A 14,762-nucleotide genomic window follows, 5' to 3' on the forward strand; every position below is an offset into this window, starting at 1 on the left:
ACCATGACACTCACCATGCAGCCCCGGATCGACGCGCTCGGGCTCAAGACCGGCCAGCTCCTGGTCAACGGCCAGTGGCGCGACTCCGCCGACGGAGCCACCTGGACCCACCACCACCCGGCCACCGGCGAGGCGGTCGGCGAGTTCGCCGTCGCCACCACCGCCGACGTGGAGGAGGCCGTGCAGGCGGCGCGCACCGCGTTCGACGACGGGGCCTGGCCCCGGATGCGGGCGGGCGAGCGGATCAAGCTGATCCACCGCTACGCCGACCTGCTGCGCGCCAACGGCGAGGAGCTCGCCGGGCTGCTGGCGCTGGACAACAGCGTGCCGCTGTCCTTCGGTGGCATCTACGCCGCCTCCATCGACGTGGCGGCCGACGTGTTCGACCACCACGCGGGGTGGATCGACAAGATCGGCGGCCAGACCCTGCCCGCGTACCAGGGTGGCGACCACGTGGCGATGACCTTCCGCGAGCCGATCGGCGTGGTCGCGGCGATCCTGCCGTGGAACGCGCCGTTCCTGCTCTACGCGCAGAAGGTGGCCCCGGCGCTCGCCGCCGGCTGCACGGTGGTGCTCAAGCCCTCGGAGTACGCCTCCTTCGCCGTGCTGCGCATGGTGGAGCTGCTGGTGGAGGCGGGCCTGCCCGACGGCGTGCTGAACGTGGTCACCGGCCCGGGCGAGACCGTCGGCGAGGCGATGATCACCCACGACGCGGTGGACAAGATCAGCTTCACCGGCAGCCGGACCATCGGCCAGCACATCCTGCGGGCGTCGGCGGGCACCCTCAAGCGGGTCTCGCTGGAGCTGGGCGGCAAGAGCCCCGCCATCGTCTTCCCGGACGCGCCCAACATCACCATGGCCGGCATGACCACCATGGGCACCGTGTCGATGGGGCTGTCCGGGCAGGCCTGCGTGGCGCACAGCCGGGCGCTGGTGCACCGCGACGCGATGGAGGAGTTCCTCGCCGGCGCGGAGATGATGGCCGGTGCCATCACCTACGGCGACCCGTTCGACCCGGCGGTGCTGGCCGCGCCGCTGATCAACGACAAGCAGCTGCAGCGGGTGCTGGGCTACCTCGACCGCGGCGCCGGCGAGGGCAGCCGCCTGGTCACCGGGGGGTCGCGGGTGGACGGGGACCTCAGCGCCGGCAACTTCGTGCAGCCCACGATCTTCGCCGACGTGGACAACCGCTCCAGCCTGGCCCAGGAGGAGATCTTCGGGCCGGTGCTGGCCGTCGTGCCCTTCGACACCGAGGAGGAGGCGATCCGGCTGGCCAACGACACCCAGTACGGCCTCGGCGCCGGGGTCTACACCAGCGACGTCAGCCGGGCCATGCGCATGGCCCGCTCGGTGCGGGCCGGCACCGTGGGCATCAACGGCTTCACCATCGAGCCGCACCTGCCCTTCGGTGGCTTCAAGGAGTCGGGCATGGGACGTGAGGGCGGGCAGAGCGCCATCGAGGCCTACACCGAGCTCAAGACGGTGCTGCTGCCGCTGACCGACGAGGTGATGTGATGGCCGACCTGGCCGGCAAGGTCGCCATCATCACCGGTGCCGCGGGCGGGCAGGGCGCCGCAGCGGCGCGGCGGTTCGTCGAGGAGGGCGCCCAGGTGATGATCGCCGACATCGACGACGTCAAGGGTGCCGCCCTCGCCGACGAGCTGGGGGAGCACGCCCACTACCGGCACCTGGACGTGGGCAACGAGGAGCAGTGGGCCGACCTGGTCGAGGAGACCGTGGCGCTGCTCGGCAAGGTGGACGTGCTGGTGAACAACGCCGGCATCCTGATGTTCTCCGCGCTGGCCGACACCACGCTGGAGCAGTACGAGCGGGTCATCCGGATCAACCAGGTGGGCACGTTCCTGGGCATGCGGTCGGTGGTCAAGCCGATGACCGCCGCCGGCGGCGGGTCGATCATCAACACCTCCTCCATCGAGGGCCTGGCCGCGGTGCCGCTGCTGGTCGCCTACTCCTCCAGCAAGTTCGCCATCCGGGGGATGAGCAAGGTGGCGGCGATGGAGCTGGGCGAGGTCGGCATCCGGGTGAACTCGGTGCACCCCGGGATGATCGACACCAACATGGTGTCCACCGCGGCCGGGGGTGGCGAGGTGGACCTCTCGCCGGCCGGGCGGAAGGTGGCGCTGCGCCGGGTGGGCCGCCCGGAGGAGATCGCCGAGGTGCTGGTGTTCCTGGCCAGCGACAAGAGCTCGTACTGCACGGGGGCCGAGTTCGTGGCCGACGGTGGCGCCACCGCCACCCACGCGTTCAACTTCGCCGGCTAGCGACCCGCACCCGGGCCGGGGAGCCTGCCGTGGCGGCGGCTCCCCGGCTCAGGCGGTGGTCTCCTCCGCGAGGTCGGGCCGGCCGAGCGCGCTGAGGAAGGACCGGGCCCAGCGGTCGACGTCGAAGGTCATCACCTGGCGGCGCATCGCTCGCATCCGTCGGCGGCCCTCGTCCTCGGTCTGGTCCAGCGCCTCGACCAGGGCCGCCTTCACCCCGTCGAGGTCGTGCGGGTTGACCAGGTACGCCGAGCGCAGCTCGGAGGCTGCCCCGGTGAACTCGCTGAGCACCAGCGCGCCGCCGAGGTCGCTGCGGCAGGCCACGTACTCCTTGGCCACCAGGTTCATGCCGTCGCGCATGGGGGTCACCAGCATGACGTCGGCGGCCACGTAGAAGGCGATGAGCTCCTCGCGGGGGACCGGCCGGTGCAGGTAGTGCACGGCGGGGTGGCCCACCTTGGAGTACTCGCCGTTGATGCCGCCGACCTCGCGCTCGATGTCGCCGCGCATCTTGATGTAGCTGTCCACCCGCTCCCGGCTGGGGGTGGCCAGCTGGATCATCACGGTGTCGTCGGCGTCCACCCGGCCCTCGGCCAGCAGCTCGCGCAGCGCGAAGAGGCGCACGTCGATGCCCTTGGTGTAGTCCAGCCGGTCCACACCCAGCATGATGCGGCGCGGGTGGCCGAGGTCGCGGCGGATCTCCTTGGCCCGAGCCTGCACGCGGGGGCTGCTGGCCAGCTTGGAGATCTCCGCGGAGTCGATGGAGATGGGGAAGGCACCCACGTGGGCGGTGCGGTCGTCGATCTGCACCGTGCCCATCCGCGAGCGCACACCCACCGAGGCCCGGGACGCGTTCTGGCCAGCCAGCCGGCGGGACAGGTAGAGGAAGTTCTGCGCGCCGCCGGGCAGGTGGAAGCCGATCAGGTCGGCGCCCAGCAGGCCCTGCACGATCTCCCGCCGCCACGGCAGCTGCATGAACAGCTCCACGGGTGGGAACGGGATGTGCAGGAAGAAGCCGATGAGCAGGTCCGGCCGCAGCTCTCGCAGGTACTGCGGCACCAGCTGGAGCTGGTAGTCCTGCACCCACACGGTGGCACCGTGCGCGGCGGTGCGCGCGGTCTCCTCGGCGAAGCGCCGGTTGACCCGGACGTAGGTGTCCCACCAGGTGCGGTTGAAGTCCGGGTGCACGATCACGTCGTGGTACAGCGGCCACAGGGTGGCGTTGGAGAACCCCTCGTAGTACTCGGCGACCTCGTCGGCGCTCAGGCGCACCGGGTGCAGCCGCAGGCCGCCCTCCTCGAAGGGTTCGACGTCCACGTCGGCCACGCCGGTCCAGCCGACCCACGCGCCGTCCTGGCTGCGCAGCACCGGCTCCAGCGCGGTGACCAGCCCGCCGGGGCTGCGCTTCCACCGGTCGGGACCACCCTCGACACGCTCGAGGTCCACCGGAAGCCGGTTGGCGACCACGACGAATTCGGACTGGCCGTGTTCCTGGGTCTCGGGCGTGCTCGTCTCGGTCACGCGATCAGCCTAGTTGGCCGGGGACTCGAGGTGCTGGTCGAGACAAGGACATTCCGTCTCGGTCGACGCCGAGACGGCTTGTGCCCCAGGTGCGCCCGCGGCCGGCACGGGGCCGAGCGCGGGCGGCCATGGGACGGGTCTAGCTGTTGGAGTGCGGGCCCACGCCGAGCATGTCGAGCAGCATGATGCACTCGGCAGTGTCGTTCGAGTGCGCCGCGATCACGCGCTGGGCCTTGCGTGCGGTTTCCTGAGTGACGGTCTCCACGACCTCACCATCTTCCAAGTTGGTAGCGACGTCACTGGTCTCGCCAGCAGACTTGGTTCCGTTCACCTGTGCCATGTTGCGGCACCCTCCTTCATCTCTTTCTCAGTCCTCGACCAGCACCTCCCGGTTCGCGCGACGGCGCTGGCCGAGAATTGCCCGACGCTCGCCCTCACCGAGCCCACCCCATACTCCGTAAGGCTCGCCGACGAGCAACGCGTGCTCGCGGCACTGTACGACCACCGGGCACCGTCTGCACACTTGCTTGGCCTCCGCCTCTCGGCGGGCACGCTCGGATCCGCGCTCGTTCTCGGGGTGGAAGAAGCGGGACTCCTCGAGGCCGCCGCACGCGCCGTGCTGCTGCCACTGCCAGTCTTCCACCAGGGGCAGGGCGAGCCGCGCCACAGTCGTCATGTCTCGGCCACGCCTCCTCAGCTGAGTCCCCCCACGACGGCCGCCGGCCGGCCGGCGACGGGGTGTCGGAGGCGCTGCGCGGTGAAGTGTGGGCTAAGCGTAGAAGCACTGTGGCCCAACGATCAAGGGTTCATGCGGCTGACCTCGTGCGCAGCCTCGGCGCGAGGGTGGTGCGGAACCGCTTGGCGAGCCACTCGCCGAACACCACGCCGGCCGCGAGCGCGGCTCCGGTGGCCAGTGCCGCGCTCATCTCCGACAGGCCCATGACCGCGTCGTCGTTGGTCATCGCATACAGCCCGCGGTACACCGCCAGGCCCGGCAGGAGCGGGGTGATGCCTGAGACGGCAATCACCAGCGGCGGGACCCGGTAGCGCCGGGAGAGCACCCCGCCGGCGAAGCCGACGAAGGCGGCCGCCGCGCCGGAGGCCATCAGGGTGCCGCCGGCCAGGTTGGACAACAGGCCGAAGGCCAGGAAGCCGACCGCCCCCGCCGCCGCTGCGAAGGCCAGGGCCCGGCGCTCGGCGTAGCAGGCCAGCGCGAAGAAGCCCGCTGCCGCCGCAGCCCCGAGCACCTGCACCGGCAGCCGGGACAGGCTGGTGGTGCTGGCGAGCAGCGGAGGCAGGTCGACGCCCACGCCCGAGGCGAACTTCAGCGCCAGGCCGACGCCGACGATGATGCCGGCGGTGAGCATCAGCACCTCGGTGAAGCGCGCCGCGGCGGTGACCATCGCGCCGGTGATGGCGTCCTGCATGGAACCCACCAGCGACAGCCCGGACAGCAGCACGATCACTCCGGCCGCCGCCACCTGGGAGGGGCGCACGGTGAGGTGCAGGGGATCCTGCACCGCGTAGAGCAGAGCCGCGGGCAGGGTGGCGATGAAACCGCCCACCACCTGCTGGAAGAAGCCGGGCAGACCGGTGCGGTTGAGCACCCGTCGGGTGCGGTCGATGACCACGGCCGACAGCAGCGCCACCAGCGCCACCAGCCACTCACCACCGACCAGCACCGCGATGCTGGCGGCCATGCCGGCCCACGCCAGGGTGGAGACCCACCGCGGGTAGGGGTGCGGCGCAGTGGTGATCTTGTCCAGGGCCTGGTGCGCCTCGCGGGCGCTGAGCGCGCCGGCCTCGGCGTCGCAGATCACCCGGTCGACGTCGGCCAGGCGGGTGTAGTCCAGCGAGCGGTAGTTGACCACCCGCATGGTGTTCACCGGCGGGCTGGACAGCCCGCGGTGCGCGCTGATGGTGATGGCCGTGTAGGTGATGTCCACCTCGCACCGGGGCAGTCCGTAGGCCGAGGTGAGGGTGAGGATGTCGGCGGTGACGTCAGCGGTGGCCGCTCCGCTGGAGAGCAGCACCTCGCCGACCCGCAGCGCCAGGTCGAGCACCTCGGCGATGGCCGCCTCGCCGGTGAAGGCGGGCGCGGGGCCGGTGGGGTACTGGGCCGGCGCGGCGAACTGCACCGTGCTCGGGTCCTTCTGCCGCACCACGGGCGCGCGCGGGGGGCGCCGAGGTGGGGGGACGGAGGACGGGTGCAACCCGCTCCCGGCGCCGCTGCCCCGGATGGGCTCGTTGCCCCTGACCCACTGCACTACCAACACCTCGTGTTCTCGCCGACGACGGCCACCGCTGCGGGGCCTTCCACCCATGGTCCCGCCTGCGTCCCGCGGACCAAGCCTCTCAGCCATGAGTTGCCTCACAACCAGCTCGGTGCACCGGTCGCGAGCGTGTGCGGCCCCTTGCTCAGCCGTCGGTGACCTCGTCGCTGGGCAGCAGGCCGGTGTCGGCCAGCGCCTCGGCCAGGCTGTCGTGCCGGAAGACCGAGGTGACCTGGTCGTGCACCACTCGGAAGGCGGTGGCCACGGCCTGGCGCTGCTCCTGCTCGGCGCCGGCGAGCTCCTCCTCCACCACGACCACCCCGTGGTGGACGAACATCCGTCCGGGGGACACGGTGCCGCGGAAGCGCTCGGCCCACTCGCGCAGCGCCGCGATCCCTTGGCTGGCGCCGGTGGGGGTGGCGAGCTCGACGTCGTCGCTGGACAGGTTCAGCAGGGTGTCCAGGTCGTGCCCCGTGAGGGCGTCGTGCCAGGCCAGGACGGTGGCGATCTCCGAGGTGCTCACCCTTCTGACCGTAGCGCCGCCGTCGGATAGCATCACGCCGCACACTCGCGCCGGGTTAGCTCAGCTGGTAGAGCACCGCTCTTGTAAAGCGGTTGTCGTCGGTTCGAACCCGACACTCGGCTCCACCCCTGGCTCCTGCCCCGGCGGGCGCGCCCCCAGCTCCTCGGCCAGCCCGGTGAGCGCCTCGCTGCACCCGAGATCCACCGTCACCGCGGCCAGCGGGTCGCCCCGGGTGGCACCACGGTTGACCACCACCACCGGGCGCCCGGTCCTCGCCGCGTGCCGGACGAAGCGCAGGCCGGACATCACGGTGAGGGACGAGCCGGCCACCAGCAGGGCCTCGCTCTCCTCCACCAGCGCGAAGGCCCGCGCCACCCGCTCCTTGGCCACGCTCTCGCCGAAGAACACGATGTAGGGCTTGAGCAGCCCGCCGCAGGCCAGGCAGTCGGCCACCCGGAAGCCGGCGGTGGCCGAGACCACCGCGTCGGCGTCCGGAGCCACCTCCACGTCACCGAGCTCGAGCACCCCCTCGGTGAAGCCGGGGTTGAGCGCGGTGAGGCGCCCGGCCAGCTGGGCACGGCTGGTCAGCTCGCCACACCCGAGGCACACCACCCGCGCGTAGGTGCCGTGCAGGTCGATCACCCGGCGGCTGCCGGCGGCGCTGTGCAGCAGGTCCACGTTCTGGGTGATCACCCCGGTCAGCACCCCGCAGCGCTCCAGCTGGGTCAGCGCGCGGTGCCCGGCGTTGGGCCGCTTGGCCCGCAGCTGCAGCCACCCGACGTGGTTGCGCGCCCAGTAGTGCCGGCGGAACACCGGATCGCCGATGAACTGCTGGTAGGTGATGGGGTTGCGCGGCGGCGAGCCGGGCCCGCGGTAGTCCGGGATGCCGGAGTCGGTGGACAACCCGGCCCCGGTCAGGGCCGTGACGCGGAGCCCGGCGAGGACGTCGACCGCGCGGCGCAACGCGTCCCTGGCGGACAGCTCCCGCGCCGAGGTGGCTGCGGTGGAGGGCACCTGGCGAGGGTACGTCCCGGGTGCGGGGACGGTGCCTGGCGAGCGTCGCTCCGCCAGTGTTGGATGGAGCCATGCCCCTTGAAGGAGAGTACGAGCCCAGCACCCAGGAATGGGTCCGCAAGCAGGTCGAGGAGATCGAGGAGTCCGGCGGTACCCGCGGCAACTTGCTGAACGGCATGCCGGTGGTGGTGCTCACCACTAAGGGCGCCAAGTCGGGCAAGCTGCGCAAGATCCCGCTGATGCGGGTGGAGCACGACGGTGTCTACGCGGTGGTGGCCTCGCTGGGCGGAGCCCCCAAGCACCCCGTCTGGTACTACAACATCAAGGCCAACCCGGTGGTGGAGCTCCGGGACGGCACCACGGTGCGGGACATGACCGCCCGTGAGGTGACCGGCGAGGAGAAGCAGGTGTGGTGGGAGCGGGCCGTGGCGGCGTACCCCGACTACGCCGACTACCAGCGCAAGACCGACCGGGACATCCCGGTGTTCGTGCTGGAGGCGATCACTCCGCAGTGATCCACTCGCCTGGGCGCCCAGCCCGCGGTACGTGGCCGGGCGCGAGGACTTGTCGTGCGCGGTGACGGTGATGGCTGGGCCGTGGGGCCGGACGGCGCCAAGCGGTGGGGCCGCCACGGCGCGGCCGGGCTGCTGCTGCGCGCGCCCCGGGCCGGGGTGGCCGCCGTGCTGCTGCAGCACCGGGCCGTCTGGAGCCACCACGGCGGCACCTGGGGGCTGCCGGGGGGTGCTCGAGACAGCCACGAGTCGGCGGCCCAGGCGGCCCTGCGGGAGGCCGCGGAGGAGACCGGGGTGCGCAGCGAGGACGTCACGGTGCGCGCGGAGCGGGTGACCTCGTCGGTGCCCGAGGGGTGGAGCTACACCACCGTGGTGGCCGATGCCGCGCACGAGCTGGCCACCGAGCGCAACGGCGAGAGTGCCGAGCTGCGCTGGGTGGCCGAGGACGCGGTGCCCGAGCTGGAGCTGCACCCTGGGCTGGCGGGCAGCTGGTCGCTGTTGCGCGCCCGGCCGCTGCTGCTGGTGCTCGACTCCCGCCTCCCGGGCCTGCCCGACGGGTTGGCCGCGCAGCGGACGGTCGAGCTGCCGGACCGCACGTTCGGCTGGGTCAGCGAGATCCAGGTGTGCCCGGACCCGGCCACGGCCGCGCACGGGCGGTCGGGCCTGGTGGTGGTGGTCACCGCCGACCGCGGGCTGCACGGGCAGCTGCCCCCGGAGGTCCTGACGGTGGAGCCGGCGGCCCTGACGGCATGGTTCGGATGAGCTCGTCCTCCTCCCGCACCGCAGTGCCGGAGGAGGAGCCGGACTACCGGTTCACCCTGGCCAACGAGCGCACCTTCCTGGCCTGGATGCGCACCGCCCTCGCCCTCCTCGCCGCGGGCGTCGCCGTGGTCCAGCTGGTCCCGGAGTTCTCGGTGGCCGCAGTGCGGATCGGCGTCGGCGTCACCCTCGGCGTGCTGAGCGTGGTGATGTCGGTGGGCGGCACCTGGCGCTGGTACGCCACGCAGCGGGCCATGCGGCGCGGTCACCCGCTGCCGCGCACCTGGCTCACCTGGATCCTCGGGGGCGGGCTGATGCTGGTGGCGGCGCTGGCCGTGGTCCTCCTGCTCGGCGAGCACTGACGGTGCCGGTCCGGCGGGCTGCGACCGCCGTGCGCGCGCCAGGCGGCGGGCAGGGCGTCGCTGAGCGCACCCAGCTGGCCTGGAGCCGCACCTCGCTGGCGGTGCTGGTGAACGGCGCACTGTTGCTGCTGCGCTATCCGCAGGAGGGCGAGGTGGGCCGAGCGGACATAGCCTTAGCGGCACTCTCTGTAGTTATAGCGGCACTCACGGTATGTTTTGGCCGAGTGCGATCACGACAGATCGCCGCACACCGAGATGATCCTCCTGGTCCACGCACAGTGGTCATATTGGCACTGTCTGGAGCAATCGCCCTTTATGCAGCGGCGATCGTGGCTAACCTTCTGCTGCGCTGACCCGAATTGATCAAGAACTTGGTGTCCTGGCGCACGCTGCGATAACGTCATTCCACGACGCGGATACTCCAGACAGCGGGTTGATGCCATCTCGAAGGATTATCGAGGGTGGTGCCCAGTGGCGGATTACAGTCGACTTCCAGGTCCGGTGGAAGATCATTGGCAGTGGCAGGCGCAAGGCGCCTGCCGAGGCCTGCAGACCACGATGTTCTTTCATCCCGAGTACGAGCGCGGCCCGACGCGGCTGCGCCGGGAGCAAGAGGCCAAGGCCGTCTGCCGGCGTTGCCCGGTCATCGACCGGTGCCGGGAGCACGCCCTCCAGGTGCACGAGCCCTACGGCATCTGGGGCGGCTTGTCGGCCGAGGAGCGCAAGGACCAGCTCCGCGCCCGCCGCCGGGCTGAGACGATGCCCGGCGCGGCCCGCAGCAGCGGTGACGGTGCGGCGACGGTCAATCCTCGCAAAGGTGTAGAGGCTAGCTAAAGCTCTGGTTCACGCAAGGCACGATGGCCCGGTTCCGCTTCGGCGAACCGGGCTGTCGGCCGCTCCACAGTGCACACCCGCAGGACGCTGCCCACGTCCAGGTACTGTTGGCAAAGGTCGTCGGGGCCTGGTTGTGAGTGTTGCAGTGGTGAGATTTGAGGTGTCACATGCGCAGTAGCGTCCCCTCGCGGAAGCGCACTTTTCACGCGGTGCGAGCGACGCTCGTCGGGCTGGCCCTCGTCGCCAGTGGCCTGGTTGCCATCACCACGGCCGGAGCATCCGAGCTGACGGTCGAGCCGGTCCCCAGCGGGGTGGCCGCGCCGGTGGCCAGCGTGACCGTTCCTGCGGCCGAGGGTCCGGTGGTCGTCGCCCCTGCCGGCCTCCCCGTGGTGGCTGGCGAGCAGTACGTCGTGGAGAACGACGAGGTGTGCAGCACCGGCTTCGCCGTCACCGCCCGCAGCGGAGCCGAGGGGTTCATCACCGCCGGGCACTGTGGCCGGTCCGGCAACGCGGTGCAGACCGCCGGCGGGGCCGAGCTGGGCAGCATCGCGGCCACCAGCTTCCCGGAGACCGACTTCGGCTGGGTGGCCACGCTGCCCGGCTTCACCGGCACCGGCACGGTCAGCCAGCACGACGGCACCACCGTCCCGGTGCGAGGCGCCGCGCCCGCCGCGGTCGGCGACCCGGTGTGCATGTCCGGGCAGGCCTCAGGCTGGCACTGCGGCGAGATCGTGGCGCTGGACCAGACCGTGCAGTACGACCAGGGACTGGTCAGCGGGTTGACGGCCACCTCGATCTGCTCCGACGCCGGCGACTCCGGCGGCGCCTTCATCAGTGGCAACCAGGCCCAGGGGGTCGTCTCCGGCGGAGTCGGCGACTGCGCGACCAACGGCACCACGTACTTCCAGCCGCTCGGCCCGGTGCTGGACGCCTACGGGCTGAGCCTGCGAGTCGGCAGCTAGCTCCGACAGACAGCCAGCACCGCCCGACCGGGCCGGCGCGAGCTCTGGGTCAGTCGCGCAGGGCCGCGGCCAGCTCGGCGGCGGCGGCACGGGGGTCGGCGGCCGTCGTGATCGCTCGCACCACCGCCACCCGGGTGGCGCCGGCAGCCTGCACCTCCGGCAGCCGGGCGGCGTCGATGCCGCCGATGGCAAACCACGGCCGCTGCGTGCCATGGGCGGCGGTGGCCCGCACCAGGTCCAGGCCCGGCACCTCACGGCCGGGCTTGGTGGGCGTGGGCCAGCACGGTCCGGTGGCGAAGTAGTCCACGCCCGGTGCCAGGTCCGCGTCCTGGGCCTGCTCCAGGGTGTGGGTGGAGCGGCCGATGATCATGTCCTCGCCCACGATCTCCCGCGCCATGGCCACCGGCAGGTCGTCCTGGCCCAGGTGCAGCACGTCGGCCCGGGCCGCGGCGGCGAGGTCGGCGCGGTCGTTGACCGCCAGCAGCGCGCCGTGCCGACGGCAGGCTGCGGAGAGCACCGCCAGGGCCGCCAGCTCCTCGCGAGCCTCGAGCGGACCGAGCTGCTGCTCACCGGCGGAGTCCTTGTCGCGCAGCTGGATGATGTCCACCCCACCGGCGAGGGCGGCGTCGGCGAAGGCGGCGAGGTCACCCTTCTCCCGACGCGCGTCAGTGCACAGGTAGAGCCGGGCAGTGGCGAGTCGCTGGCGGATGTGCATGTTGCCGAGGCTAGCGACTACGGTGGCTCTCGGTACGCACGGGAGTCCCGCACAGGGGGCTGAGAGGGAGCTGGGAGCTCCGACCGTCGAACCTGATCCGGATCATGCCGGCGCAGGGAGCGAGGAGAACAGATGCGTGTGCACGACCGTGGACGCCTGAGCGTCGTCGGGGCTGGTGGCGTGGGTCTGTCCGTGGCCTGGCGGGCCGCCTGCGCGGGTTGGCGCGTACGGCTGCACGACCCCCTTCCCGCCCGCGGTGCCTCCTGGGTGGCGGGCGGGATGCTCGCCCCGCTCACCGAGGGCTGGCCGGGCGAGGAGGACGCCCTCGTCCTCAACACCGACTCGCTGCACCGCTGGCCCGACTTCGCCGCCGAGCTGAGCGCCGGCGCTGGGACGGACGCGGGCCTGGGTACCGCGGGAACCCTGGTGGTGGGCCTGGACAGCGCCGACGTCGGTGAGCTGGCGGTGCTCGCGGAGTGGCTGGCCGCGCGCGGGCGCACCGTCACCGAGCTCGGCCGCCGCGAGCTGCGCGAGCGCGTACCCGCACTGGCCCAAGGCATTCGGCGCGGCCTGGACGTTCCCGGTGACCTCTTCGTGGACAACCGGGCGCTGCTCGCGGCGCTGCAGGCGGCCTGCCTGGCCGCCGGGGTGGAGCTGGTGCACGAGGCCGTCACCGACCTGGCCGCACTGCCCGCCGACCAGGTGGTGCTCGCCGCCGGTGCCGGCTCACCCGCCCTGGTGCCCAGCCTGCCGGTGCGCGCGGTGAAGGGCGAGATCCTGCGCCTGCGCCACCGCCGCAGCGTGCTGCCCGCGCCCGGCTGCACGGTGCGCGGCGTGGTCCACGGCCGGCACGTCTACCTGGTGCCCCGCTCGGACGGCATCGTCGTGGGGGCCACCCAGCACGAGGTGGGCGAGGACCGCGACGTCACCGTGGGTGGGGTGCGCGACCTCATCGCCGACGCCGAGGCGGTGCTGCCGAGCATCGCCGAGTACGAGCTCACCGAGGCCATCGCCGGGCTGCGGCCGATGACTCCGGACAACCTGCCGCTGATCGGCCGTCTCGACGAGCGCACCGTGGCCGCCACCGGCCACGGCCGCAACGGCCTGCTGCTGCTCCCGCTCACCGCTGACGCCGTGCTGGCCGAGCTCGACGGCAGCCCGCTGCCGGAGGCGGCGCCCGCCCACCCCAGGAGGTTCTCATGACCGTGACCGTGAACGGCTCAGCCCGCGAGCTGGCCGCCGGCTGCACCGTGGCCGAGCTGCTGCTCGCCGAGGGCGCACCGGAGAAGGGGATCGCGGTGGCCCTCAACGGCACCGTCGTCCCCCGAGGCCGGTGGACCGCAGAGGTGCCGGCCGGCGCCGTGGTGGAGATCGTGACGGCGGTGCAAGGTGGCTAGCCGGGACCAGCACCAGCCGGCCGACACCGGGCTGCGCATCGCCGACCGCACCTACCGGTCCCGGCTGATCATGGGCACCGGCGGTGCGGCCAACCAGTCGGTGCTGGAGCGGGCGCTGCTCGCCTCCGGCACCGAGCTGACCACGGTGGCCATGCGCCGCGTCGACGCCGCCGGCGGCAGCGGAGTGCTGGAGCTGCTGCGACGCAACAACATCGACGTGCTGCCCAACACTGCTGGCTGCCGTGGCTCGGCGGAGGCGGTGCTCACCGCCCAGCTCGGCCGCGAGGCGCTGGAGACCAGCTGGGTGAAGTTGGAGGTGGTGGCCGACGAGCGCACCCTGCTGCCCGACGCGGTGGAGCTGCTCGACGCCGCCGAGCGGCTGGTGGACGACGGCTTCACCGTGCTGCCCTACACCACCGACGACCCGGTGCTGGCCCGCCGGCTGCAGGACGTGGGGTGTGCCGCCGTCATGCCGCTGGGCTCGCCCATCGGCACCGGCCTGGGCATCGCCAACCCCCACAACATCGAGATGATCGTGGACGCCGCCGAGGTTCCGGTGATCCTGGACGCGGGCATCGGCACCGCCAGCGACGCTGCGCTCGCCATGGAGCTGGGCTGCGACGCGGTGCTGCTGGCCACCGCGGTCACCCGGGCCCAGCACCCGGAGCTGATGGCGCAGGCCATGGCCGCGGCCGTCATCGCCGGCCACGCCGCCCGCCGGGCGGGTCGCATCCCGCGCCGCTTCTGGGCGCAGGCGTCCTCACCCACCCTGCCGGGGAAGGACGCATGAGCCAGGCCGTGCCGCCGCCCAACGTGCTCAGCATCGCCGGCACCGACCCCAGCGGCGGCGCGGGCATCCAGGCCGATCTCAAGGCGTTCTCCGCGCTCGGGGCCTACGGCACCACGGTGATCACCTCGCTGGTCGCGCAGAACACCCACGGCGTGCACTCGGTGCACCAGCCGCCCGGGGCCTTCATCACCGACCAGCTAGACAACCTCCTCGCCGACGTGCGGATCGCCGCGACCAAGACCGGCATGCTCGGCACCGCCGAGGTGGTGGAGGTGGTGGTCGACGGCCTGCGTCGGCACGCGCACGGCTACCTGGTGGTCGACCCGGTGATGGTGTCCACCAGCGGCCACCGGCTGCTGGCCGCCGACGCGGTGCACGCGGTGCGCACCCAGCTGCTGCCGCTGGCCGACCTGATCACCCCCAACCTGCCCGAGGCTGCCGACCTGCTCGGCGAGGACGAGGCCACCGACGAGGCGACCATGCTCGAGCAGCTGCACCGGCTCGGCGAGCTGGGCCCCGCAGTGCTGCTCAAGGGCGGCCACCTCGACGGCGCCGACAGCGTGGACCTGCTGCTGCTCGACGGCGAGGTCACCCGGCTGTCGGCGCCCCGGGTGCACACCCGCAACACCCACGGCAGCGGCTGCACCCTGTCCGCGGCCATCACCGCCCTGCGCCCGCAGCGCCCGGACTGGTGCAGCACGGTCGCCGAGGCCAAGGAGTACCTCTCCGCGGCCTTCCGCGCTGCCGACCGGCTGGACGTGGGCACCGGCCACGGCCCCCAGCACCACTTCCACGCCTGGTGGCCGACCCCGTGACCGGCC

General features: G+C 72.4%; 18 protein-coding genes, 1 tRNA gene, 1 pseudogene and 1 riboswitch. Of the genes and pseudogenes, 13 read left to right on the forward strand and 7 right to left on the reverse strand.

Annotated features, from left to right (window positions below):
* Window positions 1–3 precede the first annotated feature (3 nt).
* Window positions 4–1,515: an aldehyde dehydrogenase family protein gene (locus AC3YO9_RS13255; RefSeq protein ID WP_127781920.1), complete on the forward strand. Its 1,512-nt coding sequence runs from the start codon at window positions 4–6 to the stop codon at window positions 1,513–1,515.
* Window positions 1,515–2,282, forward strand: coding sequence for a glucose 1-dehydrogenase (locus AC3YO9_RS13260; RefSeq protein ID WP_489983502.1), 768 nt, complete (start codon window positions 1,515–1,517; stop codon window positions 2,280–2,282). The genes AC3YO9_RS13255 and AC3YO9_RS13260 overlap by 1 nt, the downstream gene beginning before the upstream one ends.
* Before the next feature lie 48 nt (window positions 2,283–2,330).
* Here AC3YO9_RS13260 and AC3YO9_RS13265 read toward each other — a convergent pair whose 3' ends face one another.
* The 5 genes from AC3YO9_RS13265 to AC3YO9_RS13285 form a co-directional block, all read right to left on the reverse strand.
* Window positions 2,331–3,800, reverse strand: a complete 1,470-nt coding sequence (locus AC3YO9_RS13265) for an alpha,alpha-trehalose-phosphate synthase (UDP-forming) (RefSeq protein WP_127781922.1) — start codon at window positions 3,798–3,800, stop codon at window positions 2,331–2,333.
* Window positions 3,801–3,939: 139 nt separating this feature from the next.
* Window positions 3,940–4,140, reverse strand: coding sequence for a hypothetical protein (locus AC3YO9_RS13270; protein ID WP_127781923.1), 201 nt, complete (start codon window positions 4,138–4,140; stop codon window positions 3,940–3,942).
* Between the two features lie 27 nt (window positions 4,141–4,167).
* Complete coding sequence (locus AC3YO9_RS13275) at window positions 4,168–4,476, reverse strand: WhiB family transcriptional regulator (RefSeq protein ID WP_127781924.1); 309 nt, start codon at window positions 4,474–4,476, stop codon at window positions 4,168–4,170.
* 130 nt (window positions 4,477–4,606) lie between these two features.
* Window positions 4,607–5,938 (reverse strand): threonine/serine exporter family protein, encoded by a 1,332-nt coding sequence (locus AC3YO9_RS13280; protein ID WP_489983503.1) that lies wholly within the window; start codon window positions 5,936–5,938, stop codon window positions 4,607–4,609.
* A 280-nt stretch (window positions 5,939–6,218) separates the two neighbouring features.
* On the reverse strand, window positions 6,219–6,596 hold the full coding sequence (locus AC3YO9_RS13285; RefSeq protein ID WP_489983504.1) for a nuclear transport factor 2 family protein: 378 nt from the start codon (window positions 6,594–6,596) through the stop codon (window positions 6,219–6,221).
* Between the two features lie 49 nt (window positions 6,597–6,645).
* Here AC3YO9_RS13285 and AC3YO9_RS13290 point away from each other — a divergent pair.
* Window positions 6,646–6,721: transfer RNA gene (locus AC3YO9_RS13290), tRNA-Thr, on the forward strand.
* Between the two features lie 19 nt (window positions 6,722–6,740).
* On the opposite strand, the pseudogene AC3YO9_RS13295 reads toward AC3YO9_RS13290, so the two are convergent.
* Window positions 6,741–7,559: pseudogene (locus tag AC3YO9_RS13295) on the reverse strand (Sir2 family NAD-dependent protein deacetylase); the annotation flags it as partial.
* A 122-nt stretch (window positions 7,560–7,681) separates the two neighbouring features.
* Here AC3YO9_RS13295 and AC3YO9_RS13300 point away from each other — a divergent pair.
* From AC3YO9_RS13300 to AC3YO9_RS13325, 6 genes are all read left to right on the forward strand, one after another.
* Window positions 7,682–8,125 carry a nitroreductase family deazaflavin-dependent oxidoreductase gene (locus AC3YO9_RS13300; RefSeq protein WP_127781927.1) on the forward strand — a complete coding sequence of 148 codons (444 nt, stop codon included), beginning with the start codon at window positions 7,682–7,684 and terminating at the stop codon, window positions 8,123–8,125.
* Window positions 8,126–8,179: 54 nt separating this feature from the next.
* Window positions 8,180–8,884 carry an NUDIX domain-containing protein gene (locus AC3YO9_RS13305; RefSeq protein ID WP_489983505.1) on the forward strand — a complete coding sequence of 235 codons (705 nt, stop codon included), beginning with the start codon at window positions 8,180–8,182 and terminating at the stop codon, window positions 8,882–8,884.
* Window positions 8,881–9,243 carry a YidH family protein gene (locus tag AC3YO9_RS13310; protein ID WP_127781929.1) on the forward strand — a complete coding sequence of 121 codons (363 nt, stop codon included), beginning with the start codon at window positions 8,881–8,883 and terminating at the stop codon, window positions 9,241–9,243. Before AC3YO9_RS13305 ends, AC3YO9_RS13310 begins: the two co-directional genes overlap by 4 nt.
* A gap of 29 nt (window positions 9,244–9,272) precedes the next feature.
* Entirely contained in the window at window positions 9,273–9,596 is a 324-nt protein-coding gene (locus AC3YO9_RS13315; protein WP_206518073.1) for a DUF202 domain-containing protein, read from the forward strand.
* A 118-nt stretch (window positions 9,597–9,714) separates the two neighbouring features.
* Window positions 9,715–10,077 carry a WhiB family transcriptional regulator gene (locus AC3YO9_RS13320; RefSeq protein ID WP_127781931.1) on the forward strand — a complete coding sequence of 121 codons (363 nt, stop codon included), beginning with the start codon at window positions 9,715–9,717 and terminating at the stop codon, window positions 10,075–10,077.
* Between the two features lie 209 nt (window positions 10,078–10,286).
* Window positions 10,287–11,039, forward strand: coding sequence for a S1 family peptidase (locus AC3YO9_RS13325; RefSeq protein ID WP_489983506.1), 753 nt, complete (start codon window positions 10,287–10,289; stop codon window positions 11,037–11,039).
* 49 nt (window positions 11,040–11,088) lie between these two features.
* On the opposite strand, the gene thiE is transcribed toward AC3YO9_RS13325, so the two are convergent.
* Window positions 11,089–11,754 (reverse strand): thiamine phosphate synthase, encoded by a 666-nt coding sequence (gene thiE / locus AC3YO9_RS13330; protein ID WP_489983507.1) that lies wholly within the window; start codon window positions 11,752–11,754, stop codon window positions 11,089–11,091.
* Between the two features lie 28 nt (window positions 11,755–11,782).
* Window positions 11,783–11,890: riboswitch (TPP riboswitch) on the forward strand.
* On the opposite strand from thiE, the gene thiO reads away from it, so the two are divergent.
* The 4 genes from thiO to thiD all read left to right on the forward strand — a co-directional run bounded on the left by thiO (window position 11,887) and on the right by thiD (window position 14,756).
* Window positions 11,887–12,957 carry a glycine oxidase ThiO gene (gene thiO, locus AC3YO9_RS13335; protein ID WP_489983508.1) on the forward strand — a complete coding sequence of 357 codons (1,071 nt, stop codon included), beginning with the start codon at window positions 11,887–11,889 and terminating at the stop codon, window positions 12,955–12,957. It overlaps the preceding riboswitch by 4 nt.
* Window positions 12,954–13,151: a sulfur carrier protein ThiS gene (thiS, locus tag AC3YO9_RS13340; protein WP_127781935.1), complete on the forward strand. Its 198-nt coding sequence runs from the start codon at window positions 12,954–12,956 to the stop codon at window positions 13,149–13,151. Before thiO ends, thiS begins: the two co-directional genes overlap by 4 nt.
* Before the next feature lie 31 nt (window positions 13,152–13,182).
* Window positions 13,183–13,941, forward strand: a complete 759-nt coding sequence (locus tag AC3YO9_RS13345) for a thiazole synthase (protein ID WP_489984054.1) — start codon at window positions 13,183–13,185, stop codon at window positions 13,939–13,941.
* Window positions 13,938–14,756, forward strand: coding sequence for a bifunctional hydroxymethylpyrimidine kinase/phosphomethylpyrimidine kinase (gene thiD / locus AC3YO9_RS13350; protein WP_489983509.1), 819 nt, complete (start codon window positions 13,938–13,940; stop codon window positions 14,754–14,756). The genes AC3YO9_RS13345 and thiD overlap by 4 nt, the downstream gene beginning before the upstream one ends.
* Window positions 14,757–14,762 lie beyond the last annotated feature (6 nt).

This window comes from Rhodococcus sp. Z6_132, assembly GCF_058133635.1.